The sequence below is a fragment of the Pseudomonas sp. SH10-3B genome (assembly GCF_019891415.1).
Lineage (GTDB): Bacteria > Pseudomonadota > Gammaproteobacteria > Pseudomonadales > Pseudomonadaceae > Aquipseudomonas.
The window spans coordinates 178,106-196,040 of sequence record NZ_JAFLXD010000005.1; the positions used below are offsets into that span (position 1 = coordinate 178,106).

A 17,935-nucleotide genomic window follows, 5' to 3' on the forward strand; every position below is an offset into this window, starting at 1 on the left:
GGAGTTTCGTAAATGGCAGTTGCCTCCGGCGCCTATAAGAAAGCCCTCGAGGGCGACCAGACACCGAAAAAGGTGCTGGTCAAAATCGACCGGGTCACGAAGAAGTTCGACGAGACGATTGCCGTGGACGATGTGTCCCTGGAAATCAAGAAAGGCGAGATCTTCGCCTTGCTCGGCGGTTCGGGTTCGGGCAAGTCCACCTTGCTGCGCATGCTCGCAGGCTTCGAGCGCCCGACCGAAGGGCGTATCTACCTCGACGGTGTGGACATCACCGACATGCCGCCCTACGAGCGGCCGATCAACATGATGTTCCAGTCCTACGCCTTGTTCCCACACATGACCGTGGCGCAGAACATCGCGTTCGGCCTGCAACAGGACAAGATTCCCAAGGCCGAGGTCGATGCCCGCGTGGCCGAAATGCTCAAGCTGGTACAGATGAGCCAGTACGCCAAGCGCAAGCCGCACCAGTTGTCCGGTGGCCAGCGTCAGCGTGTGGCGTTGGCGCGCTCCCTGGCCAAGCGTCCGAAACTGCTGCTGCTCGATGAGCCCATGGGCGCCCTCGACAAGAAGCTGCGTTCGCAGATGCAACTGGAACTGGTGGAGATCATCGAGCGCGTCGGCGTGACCTGCGTGATGGTGACGCACGACCAGGAAGAGGCCATGACTATGGCCGAGCGCATCGCGATCATGCACCTGGGCTGGATCGCCCAGATCGGCAGCCCGATCGACATCTACGAGACGCCGACCAGCCGCCTGGTGTGCGAATTCATCGGTAACGTCAACATCTTCGACACCCAGGTGGTGGATGACGCTGAAGGTCACGCGGTGCTCAAGTGCCCGGACCTGGACCGCGACATCTACGTGGGCTACGGCATCGCCACCTCGGTGGAAGACAAGTCGGTGACCTACGCCATCCGCCCGGAAAAACTGCTGGTCACCACCGAAATGCCGACCTGCGAGCACAACTGGTCCAGCGGCAAGGTGCACGACATCGCCTACCTGGGCGGCCACTCGGTGTTCTACGTCGAGCTGCCAAGCGGCAAGCTGGTGCAGTCCTTCGTGGCCAACGCCGAGCGCCGTGGCCAGCGCCCAACCTGGGGTGACCAGGTGTACGTGTGGTGGGAAGACGACAGTGGCGTGGTACTGCGCACATGAACATAAAGAAGCTCAAGCGGCGCTTGCACCGCATCGTCCCCAGTGGCAAGCAGGTGGTCATCGGGATTCCGTTCCTGTGGCTGTTCCTGTTTTTCGCCCTGCCGTTTTTCATCGTCCTGAAAATCAGCTTTGCCGAAGCCGACGTAGCGATTCCGCCGTACACCGAGATCTACACCTACGTTGAGCAAAAGCTGCAGGTGGTGCTGAACCTGGCCAACTACAGTTTGCTGGCAGGTGATGAGCTGTACATCGCGGCGTACCTGGGCTCGCTGAAAATGGCGTTCTTCAGCACGCTGCTGTGCCTGCTGATCGGCTACCCGATGGCCTACGCCATTGCCACCGCGCGCAAAGAGATGCAGACCGTGCTGGTGCTGCTGATCATGATGCCGACCTGGACCGCGATCCTGATCCGCGTGTATGCGTGGATGGGCATCCTCAGCAACAACGGGCTGCTCAATGGCTTCCTGATGTCCATGGGGTTGATCAACGAACCGCTGCAGATCCTCAACACCAACATCGCGGTGTATATCGGCGTGGTCTACTCGTACCTGCCGTTCATGATCCTGCCGCTGTACGCCAACCTGGTGAAGCATGACCAGAGCCTGCTGGAAGCCGCATCGGACCTGGGTTCGAGCACCTTCAACAGCTTCTGGAAAATCACCGTGCCGCTGTCCAAGAACGGCATCATCGCCGGCTGCATGCTGGTGTTTATCCCGGTGGTGGGCGAGTTCGTGATCCCGGAACTGCTCGGCGGCCCGGAAACCCTGATGATCGGTAAAGTGTTGTGGCAAGAGTTCTTCAACAACCGTGACTGGCCGGTGGCGTCTGCCCTGGCGGTAGTGATGCTGGCGATCCTGATCGTGCCGATCATTCTGTTTAACCGCAGCCAAGCCAAAGAGATGGAGGGCAAGATATGAGGCGCGTCAGTTTCTCAAGCTTCATGCTGGTGGCGGGGTTGTTATTCATCTACCTGCCGATGCTGATCCTGGTGATCTACTCGTTCAACGAATCCAAGCTGGTAACGGTGTGGGGCGGTTGGTCGATCAAGTGGTACGTGGGCCTGCTGGACAACACCCAGTTGATGGGCTCGGTGGCACGTTCCCTGGAAATCGCCTGCTACACGGCGGTGGCCGCTGTTGCGCTGGGCACGTTGGCGGCGTTTGTGCTGACGCGCATCAGCCAGTTCAAGGGCCGCACGCTGTTCGGCGGCCTGGTGACCGCGCCGTTGGTGATGCCGGAAGTGATCACCGGCCTGTCGCTGTTGCTGCTGTTTGTGGCCATGGCGCAGATGATCGGCTGGCCCCAGGAGCGTGGCATCGTCACCATCTGGATCGCCCACACCACGTTCTGTGCGGCGTATGTGGCGGTAGTGGTATCGGCGCGCTTGCGTGAGCTGGACCTGTCGATCGAAGAAGCAGCGATGGACCTGGGTGCGCGACCGTGGAAGGTGTTCTTCCTGATCACCATCCCGATGATCGCGCCATCGTTGGCGGCGGGCGGCATGATGTCGTTCGCACTGTCCCTGGATGACCTGGTACTGGCCAGCTTCGTGTCGGGCCCGGGCTCGACGACGTTGCCGATGGAAGTGTTCTCGGCCGTGCGCCTTGGGGTTAAACCCGAGATCAACGCCGTGGCCAGCCTGATTCTGCTGGCGGTGTCGCTGGTGACCTTCCTGGTGTGGTTCTTCAGTCGACGTGCCGAAGAGAATCGCAAGAAGGCTATCCAGCAAGCCATCGAAGAAGCCGCTGCCGATGGCTGGAAACAGCCGGACGTGCGTCGGGCGCAGGCGCCGGTCTAAAGGTGGGAGGGGGCTTGCTCCCGATGGCGGTGGGTCAGTCAATAGATGCAGTGACTGACACTCAGCAATCGCGGGCAAGCCCCCTCCCACATTTGATCGCATTTCAACTCAGCTACGCCAACCACGGCGACTTGCGAATCACCTCGACAAAATTCATCGGCTTGAACCCCGGCTCCTGATCCACCAGCACATCCGTCTTCACGTTGCCAAACGTGGTCTGCGGGCGATGGCGCAAGCCGTCGGCAAAGGCGCAGATGATGCACTCCTTGAACCCTTCACCGCGTGGATGCGCATGCACCACGGCTTCGCGCTGTACGCTGCTGAAGGCGGCGTAGTCCATGCCCAGCACGTCCATTTCCACCCCTGCGGTCACCAGTGCCACAGTGGGGCGCAGGTGTTGCGGCACGCCCGGCGTGGTGTGCAGGGCGATGGACAACCACACCTGTTCGATATCGTCATCGCTCAGCCCGTAAGGCTTGAGGAAGGCCGCGGCGGCGTTGGCGCCGTCCACTTCGAAACGCTCGTCATCACTGCGATGGCCTTCCACCAGGCCCAGGTCATGGAACATGGCGCCGACGTAGAGCAGCTCCGGGTTGTAGGCCAACTGCTTGCGCTCACCGCTCAAGGCGCCGAACAAAAACACCCGGCGCGAGTGGTGGTAGAGCAGGTCGGATTCGATGTCACGGATGTATTCGGTGGTGGCCTTGGCCAGGGCGCTGTCCGGGATCTTAATGCCGGCGATGGTGGTGGTCATGGTGGTTCTCCTCTGGAAAGCACCCAGTTTGGTCGCGCACACGTGAAGCGGCCATGGTGACGAGGGTGCGATCCCGGCCAATTTGCCGCCACATCGTGCCAAGGGGAAATCGGCTAGGGTGTAGCGGGCGATATCACTCTCGAAGCCTGCAAAAATCCCAATGTGGGAGGGGCTTGCTCCCGATTGCTGAGTACCAGGCACTGCATCTGCTGACTGATACAGCGCCATCGGGAGCAAGCCCCCTCCCACAGTGCTTGCATTTTATTCCGCTAGAAAAGGTGTCTGAGAGCATGCACAAGACCGTCGCCATCCTGATCTTCCCCGGTGTCCAGTCACTGGATGTGACCGGCCCCATGGATGTGTTCTGCGAAGCCAACCGCTTTCTGCCGCCCCAGGATCACTACCAGATAGAGGTCATCGGGCTGGGCCACGGCACCATGGCCGCCTCCAATGGTTTGGCATTGCAGGCCCATCGGCATTACAGCGAGGCCCTGCAAGCCTATGACTTGTTGTTGGTCGCCGGTGGCCCGCAGCTGCCATTCGAGGATTTCGGCGCGCCGTTCGATGATTGGCTCCGGGGTGCAACCGCCAGGGCGCAACGTTTCGGTTCGGTCTGCAACGGCGCCTTCATGCTGGCGCGCGCTGGATTGCTGGATGGCAAAACCGTCACTACCCACTGGAACGATGCTGCCGACCTGGCGCGTCTGTGCCCCTCGACCCAGGTCGAGGTTGACCGCCTCTACGTGCAGGACGGCAACCTCTACACCTCGGCAGGCGTCACGGCGGGCATCGACTTGTCGCTGTACCTGTTGGCCCAGGACCACGGCCCGGAAGTGGCGTTGAGCGTGGCCAAGCGCCTGGTGGTGTTCACCCAGCGTTCGGGCGGGCAGTCGCAGTTCAGCCCGTTCCTCACGCCCCACGCCGAAACCACCTCGGCGGTGGCGCTGGTGCAGTTGTATGTGCTGGCGAACCTGACCGGCGACCTGACCATCGCCGACCTGGCCAAGGCCGCCAATATGAGCGCGCGCAACTTCTCCTGGGTGTTTGCCCGTGAAGCGCGGATTACGCCGGCGGAGTTTGTCGAACGGGCACGGGTGGATGCGGCGCGGGTGATGCTCGAAAGCACGCATGCGCCGCTGAAGACCGTGGCCTACCAATGCGGGTTTCGCGATGCCCAGCACATGCGCAGCGTGTTCAATCGCCGGCTGGGCGTGACGCCGCAACAGTTCCGGCTCAACTTTGCGGTGCCGGTGCAGGCTCGTGCAACGAGCCCAGTGTAGGAGCGAGCTTGCTCGCGAGAAACCCATGGGCACCGCGTTCATTCTGGCTTTACGCGTTATCGTTAACGACCTTCGCGAGCAAGCTCGCTCCTACAGAAAGGGTTAGCGCAGCGTGCGTGCTGGCAACAACTTCAGCGTGCCACGGGTGTTCGCGGTCACTTCCTCATCGGTGAAATGCGCCTGCTCATAACCCCCTTCGATATAGGTCTCGGCCTGGTCGCCATAGTGCTTGTCGAACGGCACGCCGCTTTGCCCCACCGGGTTGATGGTCAGGGCGTGTGCCACGTCAGCGAAGTCGATCAGGCGGCGGGTGGAGGGGCCGTAGGTCACCGGCCATGGTGCCGGGCCGATATTGGCGGATTGGTTATTCGGCACTTCGTGAGTGCCGGGCGCCGGGAACGGGCCGACGTTGACGATCAGGTCCAAGGGTTTCTGCGAGCCCAGCGGATGGCCGTGGGTCAGCGTATGCGCCTTGCCCCATTGCCATTGCGTCGGGTCATCGCCGAAGGTGGCTTTGAGGTGCGCGAGGCTGTTGTCCCAGGCCCGCTTGACGGTGTCGGCGCGCTTGCCGTCCCACCAGGGCGAAGCCGGGTCGGCAGCCAGGCGGGGCAGGGCGGCGTCGATCACGCGGGTCGTGAGCAGGGTCTTGAACATGCCGTCGCCCAGTTTCGGGTGGAAAGCCGCGTCGGCGAGGTTGAACAGGAACTGGTTGAACAGCGTGGCGCTGGTGGAACCCAGCGGGTAGTCACCCTTCCAGCTTGCCAACTGCTCCACCAGCTTCAACTGTGCCGGGTCCGTGACCACCTCGCGCAGTACCGGCAACAGCGGCGCCAGCAGGCGCGGGCCGAAGGCGGTGGTGGTGCCCAGTTGCAGAGCCTGGCTGTTGTTCACATCCCACTTCACGCTCTTGTCGCTCAACTGCGCGTTCAACTGCTGGCCACGGTCGGCGAGGTTGTAATAACCGGGGATTTCCATGCCGGAGGGCGACACCGGCTGGGCATTGGCCGAGACCACATAGCCGCGCGCCGGGTTTTCTTCCTGGGGGTTGGCGCTGAATGGGTAGAAGCCCAGCTTGTCGGCCTGGGCGGTGCTGCCGTCGAGGATAAAGCCTGGGTGGGTGCCGGCCGGGCGAATCGGCAACTGCGCCGCCGCCCACCAGCCGATATCGCCCTTGGCGTTGGCCCAGACGATATTCAGCCCCGGCGCCGACACCTTGGCCGCCGCAGCGCGCGCCTTGGCCAGGGTGTCGGCGCGGTTGAGTTGGTAGAACCCTTCGAGGATCGGGTTCTGGGTGTCGAGGAACGCCCACCACATGGCAATCGGCGTCTTGCCGCCGTTCTCGCCGAGCACGTCATTGACGATCGGGCCGTGGGGCGATTGGCGCAGGGTGAGGCTGACCGGTGCCTGGCCTTTGACGGCAATCTGTTGCTCGCTGCTGGTCATGTCGACCCACTGGCCGTGGTACCAGACCTGGTTGGCGTTGTCCGGGTTGACCTTCTCGGCGATCAGGTCGAGGTCGTCGTTCTGGAACATGGTCAGGCTCCAGCCGAAATCCAGGTTGTGCCCCAGGAACGCCACGGGGACCAGCGCGTTGTGGTAGCCATACAGCTCAAACCCCGGCGCTGACAGCTGCGCTTCGTACCACACCGACGGCACCGAGAAACGGATATGCGGGTCACCGGCCAGCAGCGGTTTGCCGCTCTTGGTGCGACTGCCGCTGATGGCCCAGGCGTTGCTGCCCTCGAACTGCGGCAAGCCGTTGTCGGCCAGGACCTGTTCGCTCAGGGCGGCGAGGGCACCGAGGGTGTTCCAGTCACTGCCGGCGAGGTTGAGGGCGCCCTTGGGTTGCCAGTCGAGGTCGAAGACTTTCAGGTAGTCGCTGCCCAGTTGGTCGCGTACGTAAGTCAGCAAGGGCTCGGTACGAAACGCAGCGGCAAAGCTGTAGGCCATGTACCCGGCGACGCTGATGGTGTCCTCGGCGGTAAACGGGCGCCTGGGGATGCCCAGCACGTCGAACTCCATCGGGCGGGCGTGGCTGTCCTGATACTGGTTGACCCCGTCCAGATAGGCTTGCAGGGCCTTCCAGTGTGGTGACTCCGGGTCCAGCTGCGCCACATAGCTGGCCGCGCGGTCGCGAATGCGCAGGCTGCGGAACAGCTTGTCGGTCTCCAGCAGCTTCGACCCGAGCACCTCGGCCAACTCGCCACGGGCCAGGCGCCGCATGATCTCCATCTGGAACAGGCGGTCCTGGGCATGCACGTAGCCCAGGGCGCGATACAGGTCGGTCTCGTTCTCGGCGCGAATATGCGGCACGCCACGGTCGTCGTAGCGCACGGTGACCGAGCCTTGGAGGTTGGCCAGTTCAACCGTGCCCTGGCGGGTGGGTTGCTTGCTGTAGACGTACCAGCCCGCACCGAGGGCGATCAGCACCAGCAGAACCGCGAGAACCCGCAAGACGCGCTTCATGGACATTCCTTACCGAGAGTGGGGACGAGCTACAGATCTTTCGACCACGAACAATAGCAGCCCACCGCCAGGGTGTGCGTGGCATTCACCGCTCGGCCGGCTTCAAGGGCTTTCAGGATCGGCTCGATAAAACTGTTATTGGAATTGCACGTCAGCCCTTCGCTGTAGGGCCCGAAATACGCGAGCTTGCCGGTGCGGTCCCAGATGCCCACGGCCGGGCTGGCCGGCACCTGATCGGCGCCAGGCAGGGCGGTGAGGGTTTTCATCTGGCGCAGGTTGTCGGGCAACTGGCCGTGGCTGCCGGCTTTTTGCAGAGCATAGAACTCGACGCCCTGGGGCGCGTACTGCTCGATCAACTCGCCCAGGTGCTGCTGGTTGCCGACGTTGCAGGGGCAAGCCGGATCCCAGAAGTGCACCAGGCGGATCGGCCCGGGGCCGCTGAGTTCAGCGGGCAGTTGCAGGGCATCGCCGGAAAACACTGCCGTGTGTTCACTGAAAGCGCGCAGGTAGCGGCCCTGGAACCAGTCATACGCCGCCCACAGCACGCCGGCGCAGATGATCAGGATCAGGCTGGCGAACAGGGCGTTACGGTAAGGCTGTCGCATTCGGATCTATCCTCGCAGGTCGCGTAGCTTGCCATGCTTGTCCTGACAGATGAATATCGCAGCTCGATATTCATCTTCGCTGCAAGTCTGGAACCCTTTATGCCTGTGACCTTTGACCCTGATCACCTTCGTGAAAGCCTGCGGCCCCTGGTGGATGCGCAACCGCTTTCAGCTGAAGCGCGGGTCTACCAGCGTTTCTACGGACTGGACCTGAGTGCGCGCAAAGTCCCGGCTGTGAGTCAGCTGGGGCGTTTCGAGGTGGAGGGATTTGAGGTGGTTGCCCAGGTGTGGCGGCCGCCTGTGCCGGTGGCCACGATGTTTATGTTTCACGGCTTCTACGACCATATGGGCCTGTATCGCCATGTGGTCGACTGGGCATTGGACCAGGGCTTCGTGGTGATCGCCTGCGACTTGCCGGGCCACGGCTTATCCAGTGGCGAGCGTGCCAGCATTGATGATTTTGCGGTGTATCAGGCGGTGGTGCGGGCGCTGTTTGCCCAGGCCCAGGCGCTGCAATTGCCACAGCCCTGGCACTTGTTCGGGCAAAGCACCGGCGGCGCGGTGGTGGTGGACCACTTGCTCAACCATGGCGCTGACAGCCCGGCCCAAGGCAAGACTTTCCTGTTGTCACCGCTGGTGCGACCGCGTGCGTGGGGATGGTCGCAGCTCAGCTATTACCTGTTGCGCCCGTTCGTCAAAGGCATCGCGCGGCGTTTCAGCGAGAACACCCACGACCCGGCGTTCAAACCGTTCCTGGAAGCCGACCCGCTTCAGCCGCGCCAACTGCCAACCGCCTGGGTGGGCGCGCTGGCGCGCTGGATCAAACGCATCGAAGCCGCCCCGCGCAGCCCACGGCGGCCGGTGATTGTGCAGGGTGAGGAAGACATGACGGTGGACTGGCAGCACAACTTGCAGGTGCTGCGGGGCAAGTTCGACCAGCCCGAAGTATTGATGCTGCCGCGTGGCCGGCATCACCTGGCGAATGAGATTCCGGAGATTCGTGAAGAGTACTTCAGGTACCTCACCGATCATCTGAACTAACGCGATCCAAATGTGGGAGGGGGCTTGCCCCCTCTCACATTTTCTACTGCGCCAGGCTTGAGGTGCTCTGGCCGACCGCAAGACCTGCGCGAATCGCCGCCAACGCCGCCTGGTAATACGCCTTACCCTGCGGCGACTCTGCAAACGTCGCGAACTCTTCCAGCTCCGGGTCGGACAGATCCCGATAGACGTACAGCAGGGTGTTGTTCAGATCATTCCCAATCTGTTGCATCAGCCGCTCACGCTGCCCATTCAACATGCCCTGGGCCTGACCCCCACCCAGCAGGCCGGGGATCATCTGGCTCAAACTGTCAGCCGCTACACCGGCAATCGCCAGGCTCACTTCGGCGCCGGCTTCACGGGCGGGCAGGGCCTGGGCCAGGTGGCCGATGATCAGGCTGCGGGTGGCGTCGGCTTCGATCTTGGGCAGGCCCTGGGCATTTTTTGCCAGTTGGTCGCGGCGCGTGGCCAGCAATTCGGCGGCGACGATCTTGCGGCCCAGCGGCGACTGGAAGAACGCCAGGGCGGGCGCTGGGTCTGCCAGGTTCTTGCGCAATTGCGCCTCGGCACGCTGGTCCATGGCCTGGGCGGCAAAGCGCTTATTGCTGTTGTCCACCAGCGCCTGGTACACCGCCGGCGGCAGGCTATTGCGGTAGCGTTGCTGGGCGGCACTGAGGGCGTCATTGAAATGTGCACGTTGTTCGGCCCAGCCAGCGACCTTGTACAACTGGTCATGACCGTCTGCCCAGGCGGGCAAAACGCAGAACATCAGCAAGGAAAAAAACAAACGACGCATATGGACTCCTGTCAGTCGGCCACTATTGTCCGTGTCGGGCGTAGGATTTGTCGAGAAGTCCTATCGGTCACCTGACTAAAGTGTATTCAGACGCTCGGCGGCTCTGTCGGATTCACAGGCGTATGGATACTATGCGCGCCATGCAAATACCCCTCGATCACCCCCTGCTGCAACGCATCGTTGATGACCTGGCCGAAAAAGGCTGGTCGCAGCAGAACGGCTTCCTGCCCCAGGCTCTGACCCTGGAACTGGCGGCTGAGTGCCGTAAACGTGCGGCCGAGGGCGAGTTGGCCCCCGCGGCGGTGGGGCGTGGACCGGCCCAGGAGATTCGCGAGGGCATTCGCGGCGACCATATCCAGTGGCTGGAGGAGGGCGACGCGGCGGTCTGCGACAGCTATATGGCGGTGATGGACAGCCTGCGCCTGGCGATGAACCGTGGTTTGTTCCTCGGCCTTGAGGATTTCGAAAGCCACTTCGCGATGTATCCGCCTGGCGCGTTTTACCTGCGGCACGTGGACCGTTTTCGCGACGATGACCGGCGCATGGTGTCGGCGGTGATCTACTTGAACGACGCCTGGCTGCCCGAGCACGGCGGCCAGTTGCGCATGTACCTCAAGGACGGTGTCGAATACGATGTGGTCCCCACTGGCGGATGCCTGGTGGTGTTTCTGTCGGGCGAGGTGCCCCACGAAGTCATGCCCGCCACGCGCGAACGCCTGTCCCTCACCGGCTGGTTTCGCCGGCGCGGCAACGAGCCGTTTTAACCATGCAAAAGATTTTGATCAGCCGCTGCCTGCTCGGCCACAAGGTGCGCTACGACGGCGGGGCCAGCGGGCCGTTCGATCAACTGGCGGCGTGGCAGGCTGAAGGCCGTGTGATTGCGATCTGCCCGGAAGTGTCGGGCGGTTTGCCGACGCCCAGGCCCTCTGCCGAGATTCCGGGCGGGCAGGGCATTGATGTGTGGGAAGGGCGTGCCCAGGTGCTCACCGCCGGCGGTGAAGACTTCAGCGCCGCCTTCCTCGACGGCGCCCGCCAGGCCTTGGCGCTGGTGCAGCGCCACCACATCCGCATTGCCGTGCTCAAGGCCAATAGCCCGTCCTGCGGCAACCTGCTGACCTATGACGGAACCTTTACCGGTGTAAAGGTCAGCGGCGAGGGCGTAACGGCGGCGCTGCTCAAGCGCCACGGCGTGCAGGTGTTCAGTGAGCTGGAGTTGCCTGAGGCGGCACAGGCGTTGGCGCGTCTGTAGGGGCGTCGCCTTCGAACCACTTGTGCGACAGCGCCTTTAATCGGCCATCGTCCTTCACCCGCTTCAAGGCGCCGTCCAAACTCGTCTTGAAGGCCGGGTTGCCCTTCTGGAACGGGATCGCCAACTCAGGCTGCTCGTGATAAGCCTCGCTGAAATCGAACCGATCCTTAAGCTCGGCAGTCATAGCGATATGGTTGATGGCCACATCGTATTTGCCGGTTGAGACCCCAGGCAGCAGGTCGGCGTCATCGGTGGTGATAAATGAGGGGCGCACGTCCATTTCTTTTGCCAGCAGTTCACCCAGCTCGACTTCAAAACCGGTGAGTTTGTCGCCTTCCTTGAAGTTGTACGGTGGGGTATTGGCTTCAAGGGCGATGCGTAGCTCGCCGCGATCGTTTACATCGTCGATCAGTTCGGCATGGGCCAAGGGGCTCAGAAGGGGTAGCAAAAGTAACAGGCCAGGCGAAAAGCGCATGGTCACTCCTAGAGAATTCGAATGTGCGAGGCGCCGATCAGCATCGCTTTGCTATGGTGGTGAGTGCCTTTGACAGCAATTTGTCGCGAAGTTGTCAGAACCCTACAGATTTCACAGAAAAACTGGAGAAGCGAATGAAAGCCCTATTGTCCCGTGCAACGATTGCCAGCCTGTTGCTGGGTGCCTCGATGTTGGCGAATGCCGCCGACGTTCCGCGTACCCCCGCGCCCAAAGGGGCTGAGGTGTTTATCGTCTCGCCCAAAGATGGCGCGACCGTCGACAAAACCTTCACCGTGAAGTTTGGCGTCAAGGGCCTGGACCTGGAGCCGATCGACAAACAAGTCCCCAACGCCGGTCACCATCACCTGCTGGTAGACCAGGATGTGCAGTCGCTCAAGGCCGATGAAGCCATTCCTGCCACCGCCACGTCGATTCACTTCGGTAAGGCGCAGACTGAAACCGAGCTGACCCTGACGCCAGGCAAGCACACCCTGCAACTGGTGGCTGGCGACAATGTGCATCGCCAGTTCGACCCGACTGTAGCCTCGAAAGTCATCACGGTTAACGTCAAGTAAGATTTGTTCAGACAAAAAATGGGAGACCCCTGCGGGTCTCCCATTTTTTTGTGCAGCGTTTGCAGCGTTAGAACAATACGCGGCTACGGATAGTACCGTTGATGTGCTGCAGCTTTTCTTGCGCCAGGTCCGAGTACTCGGCGTCGACGTCGATCACCACGTAGCCGACCTTCTCGTTGGTCTGCAGGAACTGACCGGAGATGTTGATGCCGTTTTCCGCGAACACCTTGTTGATCTCCATCATCACGCCAGGGATGTTCTGGTGGATGTGCAGCAGGCGGTGCTTGCCAGGGTGAGCCGGCAGGGCCACTTCCGGGAAGTTGACCGACGATACCGAGGTACCGTTGTCGCTGTACTTGACCAGTTTCTCCGACACTTCCAGGCCGATGTTGGCTTGGGCTTCGGCAGTGGAACCGCCGATGTGCGGGGTCAGGATCACGTTGTCCAGGCCACGCAGCGGGCTTTCGAAGATGTCGTCGTTGGAGCGTGGCTCCACCGGGAACACGTCGATTGCCGCGCCGATCAGGTGCTTGTCCTTGATCGCGTCGGCCAGGGCGTCCAGCTCGACCACGGTGCCGCGTGCCGCGTTGATCAGGATGCCGCCTTTCTTGATGGCGCGGATTTCCTTCTCGCCGATCATCCACTGGGTCTCAGCGGTTTCCGGAACGTGCAGGGTGACGATGTCGGACATGCCCAGCAGTTCGGTCAGGCTCGACACCTGGGTAGCGTTGCCCAATGGCAGCTTGGTCAGGGTGTCGTAGAAGAACACCTGCATGCCCAGGCCTTCGGCCAGTACCGACAGTTGCGTGCCGATCGAACCGTAACCGACGATACCCAGCTTCTTGCCACGGATTTCGAAGGAGTTGGCCGCGCTCTTGATCCAGCCGCCACGGTGGCAGGAAGCGTTCTTCTCAGGGATACCGCGCAACAGCAGGATGGCCTCGGCCAGCACCAGCTCCGCGACGGAACGGGTGTTGGAGTACGGGGCATTGAACACTGCGATGCCGCGCTCGCGCGCTGCATTGAGGTCGACCTGGTTGGTGCCGATGCAGAAACAGCCAACTGCCACGAGCTTCTTGGCGTGATCGAAGATCTCTTCGGTCAGTTGAGTGCGGGAGCGAATGCCGATGAAGTGTGCATCGGCGATCTTTTCCTTGAGCTGGGCTTCCGGCAGAGAACTGGTGATGTACTCAATGCTGGTGTACCCGGCAGCTTTCAGAACGTCGACAGCCGATGGGTGGACGCCTTCCAAAAGAAGGAACTTGATCTTGCTCTTATCGAGAGAAGTCTTGCTCATCTGCGTAAACCTGTATCCCGGAGAAAAATGGCAGGGAATCGAGCAGCGCAAGCTGACCCGGACGGCAGGAAAGCCGTCACCGCAGAAACGCCCTTGGGCTCTGTCCTGCGGGGGCGGTATGCTAGCATACGCGCCCCGCTAAACACTCATTCCTGCGACGTGAAGCGTTCTCAGGATGACCATGAATTGTTCGAGAGTTCTGTCGATGACCCATCCTGCCCTGATTGATGAGCTAAAGACCCTGGTTGAGCCCGGCAAAGTGCTGACCGACGCCGACTCCCTGGAGGCTTACGGCAAGGATTGGACCAAGCACTTCGCGCCCGCGCCCACCGCCATCGTGTTCCCCAAGACCACCGAGCAGGTGCAGGCCATTGTCCGTTGGGCCAATGAGCACAAGGTGGCGCTGGTGCCATCCGGTGGTCGTACCGGCCTGTCGGCTGCTGCCGTGGCGGCCAACGGCGAAGTGGTCGTCTCGTTCGACTATATGAACCAGATCCTCGACGTGAACCTCACCGACCGCACCGCCGTGTGCCAGCCGGGCGTGGTCACCAAGCAATTGCAGAACGTCGCCGAAGAAAAAGGCTTGTACTACCCGGTGGACTTCGCATCGTCCGGTTCCAGCCAGATTGGCGGCAATATCGGCACCAATGCCGGCGGGATCAAGGTCATTCGCTACGGTATGACCCGCAATTGGGTGGCCGGCATGAAAGTCGTCACCGGCAAGGGCGATGTGCTGGAGCTGAACCGCGACCTGATCAAGAACGCCACCGGCTACGACATGCGCCAACTGTTTATCGGCGCCGAAGGCACCCTGGGCTTTGTGGTCGAAGCCACCATGCGCCTGGACCGTGCGCCGAAAAATCTCACGGCGATGGTGCTCGGCACCACCGATTTCGACTCGATCATGCCGGTGCTGCACGCCTTCCAGAGCAAGCTGGACCTGACCGCCTTCGAATTCTTCTCCGACAAGGCCCTGGCCAAAGTCCTCGGCCGTGGCGATGTGCCGGCGCCGTTCGAAACCGAGTGCCCGTTCTACGCGCTGCTGGAATTCGAAGCCACCACCGAAGAAGTCGCCAACCACGCCCTGGAAACCTTCGAACACTGCGTCGAGCAGGGCTGGGTGTTGGACGGCGTGATGAGCCAGAGCGAAACCCAGCTGCATAACTTGTGGAAGCTACGCGAGTACATCTCCGAAACCATTTCCCACTGGACGCCGTACAAGAACGATATTTCGGTCACTGTCTCCAAAGTGCCGGCGTTCTTGAAGGAAATTGATGCGATCGTCGGTGAACACTACCCAGACTTCGAAATTGTCTGGTTCGGCCATATCGGCGACGGCAACCTGCACCTGAACATCCTCAAGCCGGAAAACCTGAGCAAGGATGAGTTCTTCGCCAAGTGCGCCACCGTGAACAAGTGGGTGTTTGAAACCGTGCAGAAGTACAACGGTTCGATCTCCGCCGAGCACGGCGTGGGCATGACCAAGCGCGATTACCTGACCTACAGCCGCTCGCCGGTTGAGATCGAATACATGAAAGCAGTGAAGGCAGTGTTCGACCCGAACGGGATCATGAACCCTGGCAAGATCTTCGCTGTTTAACCGCCCCCGAAGGAGTCGTTTCATGAGCTACCAGCACAAGTACGTCGACGGCACCAACATCCACTTTCCTGTGGGTAAAGTGGTGTGCATTGGGCGTAACTACGCCGAACATGCCAAGGAGCTGGACAACCCGGTGCCGACCGAGCCGTTGCTGTTCATCAAGCCGGGCAGTTGCGTCGTGCCGCTGGAAGGCGGTTTCAGCATTCCGACCGAGCGCGGTTCGGTGCATTACGAGGCGGAAATCGCGGTATTGATCGGCAAGCCGCTGTCGAACAAGCCGAGCCGCGAAGAAGTGCTGGACGCCATCTCCGGTTTCGCCCCGGCCCTGGACTTGACCCTGCGCGACAAGCAAGCCGAGCTGAAAGCCAAGGGCCTGCCGTGGGAAATCGCCAAGTCCTTCGACGGTGCGGCGGTGATTGCGCCGTTCGTGGTCGGCAGCACGTTCCCGGATGTCACCGATATTGGCATTCGCCTGACCATCAATGGCGAAGTGCGCCAGGACGGCAACAGCGCGATCATGCTTAACCCGATCGTGCCGATGATCCAGTACATGGCCGGCTGCTTCTCGCTGCAGGCCGGCGACGTGATCCTCACCGGCACCCCGGCCGGCGTGGGGCCGTTGAATGTGGGTGATGAGCTGGTGCTGGAACTGAGCGGCGTGAATCGCTTCGAAAGCAGCGTTCGATAAGCACCTGATGTGGGAGGGGACTTGCTCCCTCCCACAGTGGGTCCGAGTCCATCTCGTGCATCGGCTTTTGCATTTTTTTCACACGCCATCCGGATAATCCTCAGCCTCCAGCGCGCGGGCCCGTTGATCCTGTGCTATCACCTACCGCTGACTTTCCGGAAAAAGCACCCAATGGCCGTGTCCCTGCCCTCCGCAACACCTAAGCCGCGTTCTCGCTTTGCCTTGCGCTGGTATTCCTGGTTATTTCTGGCGGGCGCCATCGTGTATGGCATTTCCTGGGCCATGCACTGGGACGACCGCGGCCTGCTGTGGGTGCTGGAGCGCTTCGAAACCTCGGCCGAGCGCCAGGAGAGCGTGTGGTTGCCGGACTACCATGCCGTGATCGATGGCAAGCTGCTGCCGGGCATGGAGAAGGATGAAGCATCGGACGTCTCCTACAACCCGCAGACCAAAACCCTGTTTTCCGTGATGGGCAAGAATCCCTTCCTCGTCGAACTGAGCCTGCAGGGCGATGTGCTGCGCAAGATGCCGCTCAATGGCTGGGACAATCCGGAAGGCGTGACCGTGATGGAAAATGGCCTGATAGCTGTGGTCGACGAACGCCAGCACACCCTGACCATCGTTAAGGTCGACGCCACCACCCAGCAATTGAACAAGGCCGACTTCCCGAGCTATGACCTGGGTCCGTCCAAGGACCAGAACAAAGCGTTCGAAGGACTCACCTGGGACAAGCGCAATCAGCAATTTGTGCTGGGTGAAGAGCGCCCGCCGGCGTTGTTCACCTGGAAAAGCGACGGCAGCCAGACCCTGGTCGGCGATAAACAGAAACTGGCCAGCAAAGAGCTGGATATGCGCAACCTCTCGGCCCTGGCCATCGACCCGCGCACCGGCCATCTGCTGGTGTTATCGGCCGACTCCCACTTGCTGCTGGAGTTGGACGAGAAGGGCGAACAAGTCAGCTTCATGACCCTGCTCGGTGGTTTCAATGGCCTCAAGAACACCATCCCCCGGGCAGAAGGGGTGACCATGGATGAGGACGGCACGCTCTACATTGTCAGTGAGCCAAACTTGTTCTATCGGTTCGAAAAGCAGAAGTAACGGACGGATTACGTCGGATATCTCTCTATTAGCGGCATTCGCCAGACACCAGGGCGCGTTTAAGTTTAAATTCAGACAGGCGTGATATTCATTCGCCACTTTTGACTTTGAGCCCGCCCGATGCGTCGATTTGCCCGCCCCACACCCATTCTCTTCATGCTTGCGCTGATCGCCGTAGTCAGCGCCGGGGCGGTTGCGCAGCACTATCGCCTGTTCGAACGTGCCTGGTTCAACTGGCAGGCCTGGCGCCAGCCGGCAGACGAGCGCTCCATCGGCTTGGCGGATTACCGGGTGACCCTGGAGGCCCAGGTTATCGAAGGGCTCGACGACGATGTCTCGGCCCTCACCTACGATCCGGTGCGCAAAAGCCTGTTTACCGTCACCAATCAAAACGCCGAACTGATCGAGCTGTCCCTTGAGGGCAAGATCCTGCGGCGTATTCCTTTGGTGGGGTTCGGTGATGCCGAGGCGGTGGAATTTATCAGCGACAACATCTACGTCATCACCGACGAACGCCAGCAGCGGCTGATCAAGGTGCATGTGGACGACGACACCCAATTCCTCGACGCCGCCGATGCGGAGCAGATGACCCTGGGCCTGCATGTCGGGGGCAACAAGGGGTTTGAGGGATTGGCCTATGACTCAGTCGGCAAGCGCCTGTTCGTGGCCAAGGAACGCGACCCGATGCTGATCTATGAGGTCCACGGGTTTCCTCATTTCAAACCGGAAAAAACCTACTCGGTGCACGTCATCAACAACCCCAAACGCGATGCCGGGCTGTTTGTGCGCGACCTGTCGAGCCTGCAATACGATGAGCGCAGCGGCCATCTGCTGGCGCTGTCGGATGAGTCGTTTCTGGTGTTGGAGTTGGATATCGACGGTCGCCCACTGAGCAGTCTGTCTCTGCTCAATGGGCGCCACGGCCTGAAAAAGCGCGTGCCGCAGGCCGAAGGGATCGCCATGGATGACGAGGGCACGTTGTACCTGGTCAGCGAGCCGAACCTGTTCTATGTGTTCAAGAAGTCCACTCCCTGAGACACCGCCCCTCCCACAGTTGG

At 61.3% G+C, this 17,935-nt stretch carries 18 protein-coding genes; 12 read left to right on the forward strand and 6 right to left on the reverse strand.

What is annotated here, in order from left to right; genetic code table 11:
- Positions 1-12: 12 nt before the first annotated feature.
- The 3 genes from potA to J1G35_RS06260 are packed head-to-tail and all read left to right on the forward strand — an operon-like array spanning position 13 to position 2,953.
- A complete protein-coding gene (gene potA / locus J1G35_RS06250; RefSeq protein ID WP_027608405.1) occupies positions 13-1,155 on the forward strand; it encodes a polyamine ABC transporter ATP-binding protein in 1,143 nt (380 codons plus the stop codon).
- On the forward strand, positions 1,152-2,072 hold the full coding sequence (locus tag J1G35_RS06255; RefSeq protein ID WP_053127871.1) for an ABC transporter permease subunit: 921 nt from the start codon (positions 1,152-1,154) through the stop codon (positions 2,070-2,072). Before potA ends, J1G35_RS06255 begins: the two co-directional genes overlap by 4 nt.
- Positions 2,069-2,953: an ABC transporter permease subunit gene (locus J1G35_RS06260; protein WP_053127873.1), complete on the forward strand. Its 885-nt coding sequence runs from the start codon at positions 2,069-2,071 to the stop codon at positions 2,951-2,953. Before J1G35_RS06255 ends, J1G35_RS06260 begins: the two co-directional genes overlap by 4 nt.
- A 112-nt stretch (positions 2,954-3,065) precedes the next feature.
- Here J1G35_RS06260 and J1G35_RS06265 read toward each other — a convergent pair whose 3' ends face one another.
- A complete protein-coding gene (locus J1G35_RS06265) occupies positions 3,066-3,707 on the reverse strand; it encodes an HD domain-containing protein (protein WP_053127875.1) in 642 nt (213 codons plus the stop codon).
- Positions 3,708-3,997: 290 nt separating this feature from the next.
- On the opposite strand from J1G35_RS06265, the gene J1G35_RS06270 reads away from it, so the two are divergent.
- Positions 3,998-4,987, forward strand: coding sequence for a GlxA family transcriptional regulator (locus J1G35_RS06270; RefSeq protein WP_223014101.1), 990 nt, complete (start codon positions 3,998-4,000; stop codon positions 4,985-4,987).
- 102 nt (positions 4,988-5,089) lie between these two features.
- On the opposite strand, the gene J1G35_RS06275 is transcribed toward J1G35_RS06270, so the two are convergent.
- Together J1G35_RS06275 and J1G35_RS06280 are read right to left on the reverse strand one after the other, a co-directional pair.
- Entirely contained in the window at positions 5,090-7,453 is a 2,364-nt protein-coding gene (locus J1G35_RS06275; RefSeq protein WP_223014103.1) for a penicillin acylase family protein, read from the reverse strand.
- A 29-nt stretch (positions 7,454-7,482) separates the two neighbouring features.
- A complete protein-coding gene (locus J1G35_RS06280) occupies positions 7,483-8,058 on the reverse strand; it encodes a DUF6436 domain-containing protein (RefSeq protein ID WP_223014106.1) in 576 nt (191 codons plus the stop codon).
- Positions 8,059-8,157: 99 nt separating this feature from the next.
- On the opposite strand from J1G35_RS06280, the gene J1G35_RS06285 reads away from it, so the two are divergent.
- Positions 8,158-9,099: an alpha/beta hydrolase gene (locus J1G35_RS06285; RefSeq protein WP_223014108.1), complete on the forward strand. Its 942-nt coding sequence runs from the start codon at positions 8,158-8,160 to the stop codon at positions 9,097-9,099.
- Between the two features lie 43 nt (positions 9,100-9,142).
- Here the strand turns inward: J1G35_RS06285 and J1G35_RS06290 are convergent, their stop codons facing one another.
- Entirely contained in the window at positions 9,143-9,895 is a 753-nt protein-coding gene (locus tag J1G35_RS06290; RefSeq protein ID WP_053127884.1) for a DUF2059 domain-containing protein, read from the reverse strand.
- Between the two features lie 131 nt (positions 9,896-10,026).
- Between J1G35_RS06290 and J1G35_RS06295 the strand changes: the two genes are divergently transcribed.
- Positions 10,027-10,659 carry a 2OG-Fe(II) oxygenase gene (locus J1G35_RS06295; RefSeq protein ID WP_223014153.1) on the forward strand — a complete coding sequence of 211 codons (633 nt, stop codon included), beginning with the start codon at positions 10,027-10,029 and terminating at the stop codon, positions 10,657-10,659.
- Between the two features lie 2 nt (positions 10,660-10,661).
- Positions 10,662-11,144, forward strand: a complete 483-nt coding sequence (locus tag J1G35_RS06300; protein WP_223014110.1) for a DUF523 domain-containing protein — start codon at positions 10,662-10,664, stop codon at positions 11,142-11,144.
- On the opposite strand, the gene J1G35_RS06305 is transcribed toward J1G35_RS06300, so the two are convergent.
- Positions 11,095-11,619: a transporter substrate-binding domain-containing protein gene (locus J1G35_RS06305; RefSeq protein WP_053127890.1), complete on the reverse strand. Its 525-nt coding sequence runs from the start codon at positions 11,617-11,619 to the stop codon at positions 11,095-11,097. The two genes, J1G35_RS06300 and J1G35_RS06305, sit on opposite strands and share 50 nt — an antisense overlap.
- 134 nt (positions 11,620-11,753) lie before the next feature.
- On the opposite strand from J1G35_RS06305, the gene J1G35_RS06310 reads away from it, so the two are divergent.
- Entirely contained in the window at positions 11,754-12,194 is a 441-nt protein-coding gene (locus J1G35_RS06310) for a DUF4399 domain-containing protein (protein ID WP_053127892.1), read from the forward strand.
- A 67-nt stretch (positions 12,195-12,261) separates the two neighbouring features.
- Here the strand turns inward: J1G35_RS06310 and serA are convergent, their stop codons facing one another.
- Positions 12,262-13,491 (reverse strand): phosphoglycerate dehydrogenase, encoded by a 1,230-nt coding sequence (gene serA / locus J1G35_RS06315; protein ID WP_003176761.1) that lies wholly within the window; start codon positions 13,489-13,491, stop codon positions 12,262-12,264.
- A gap of 205 nt (positions 13,492-13,696) precedes the next feature.
- On the opposite strand from serA, the gene J1G35_RS06320 reads away from it, so the two are divergent.
- From J1G35_RS06320 to J1G35_RS06335, 4 genes are all read left to right on the forward strand, one after another.
- The gene (locus J1G35_RS06320; protein WP_053127893.1) at positions 13,697-15,091 is read left to right on the forward strand and encodes an FAD-binding oxidoreductase; all 1,395 of its coding nucleotides are present in this window, start codon (positions 13,697-13,699) and stop codon (positions 15,089-15,091) included.
- Positions 15,092-15,113: 22 nt separating this feature from the next.
- The gene (locus J1G35_RS06325) at positions 15,114-15,779 is read left to right on the forward strand and encodes a fumarylacetoacetate hydrolase family protein (protein ID WP_053127896.1); all 666 of its coding nucleotides are present in this window, start codon (positions 15,114-15,116) and stop codon (positions 15,777-15,779) included.
- 171 nt (positions 15,780-15,950) lie between these two features.
- Positions 15,951-16,877, forward strand: coding sequence for an SdiA-regulated domain-containing protein (locus J1G35_RS06330; protein WP_223014111.1), 927 nt, complete (start codon positions 15,951-15,953; stop codon positions 16,875-16,877).
- A 120-nt stretch (positions 16,878-16,997) separates the two neighbouring features.
- The gene (locus J1G35_RS06335) at positions 16,998-17,912 is read left to right on the forward strand and encodes an SdiA-regulated domain-containing protein (RefSeq protein WP_053127900.1); all 915 of its coding nucleotides are present in this window, start codon (positions 16,998-17,000) and stop codon (positions 17,910-17,912) included.
- The last annotated feature ends 23 nt before the right edge of the window (positions 17,913-17,935 follow it).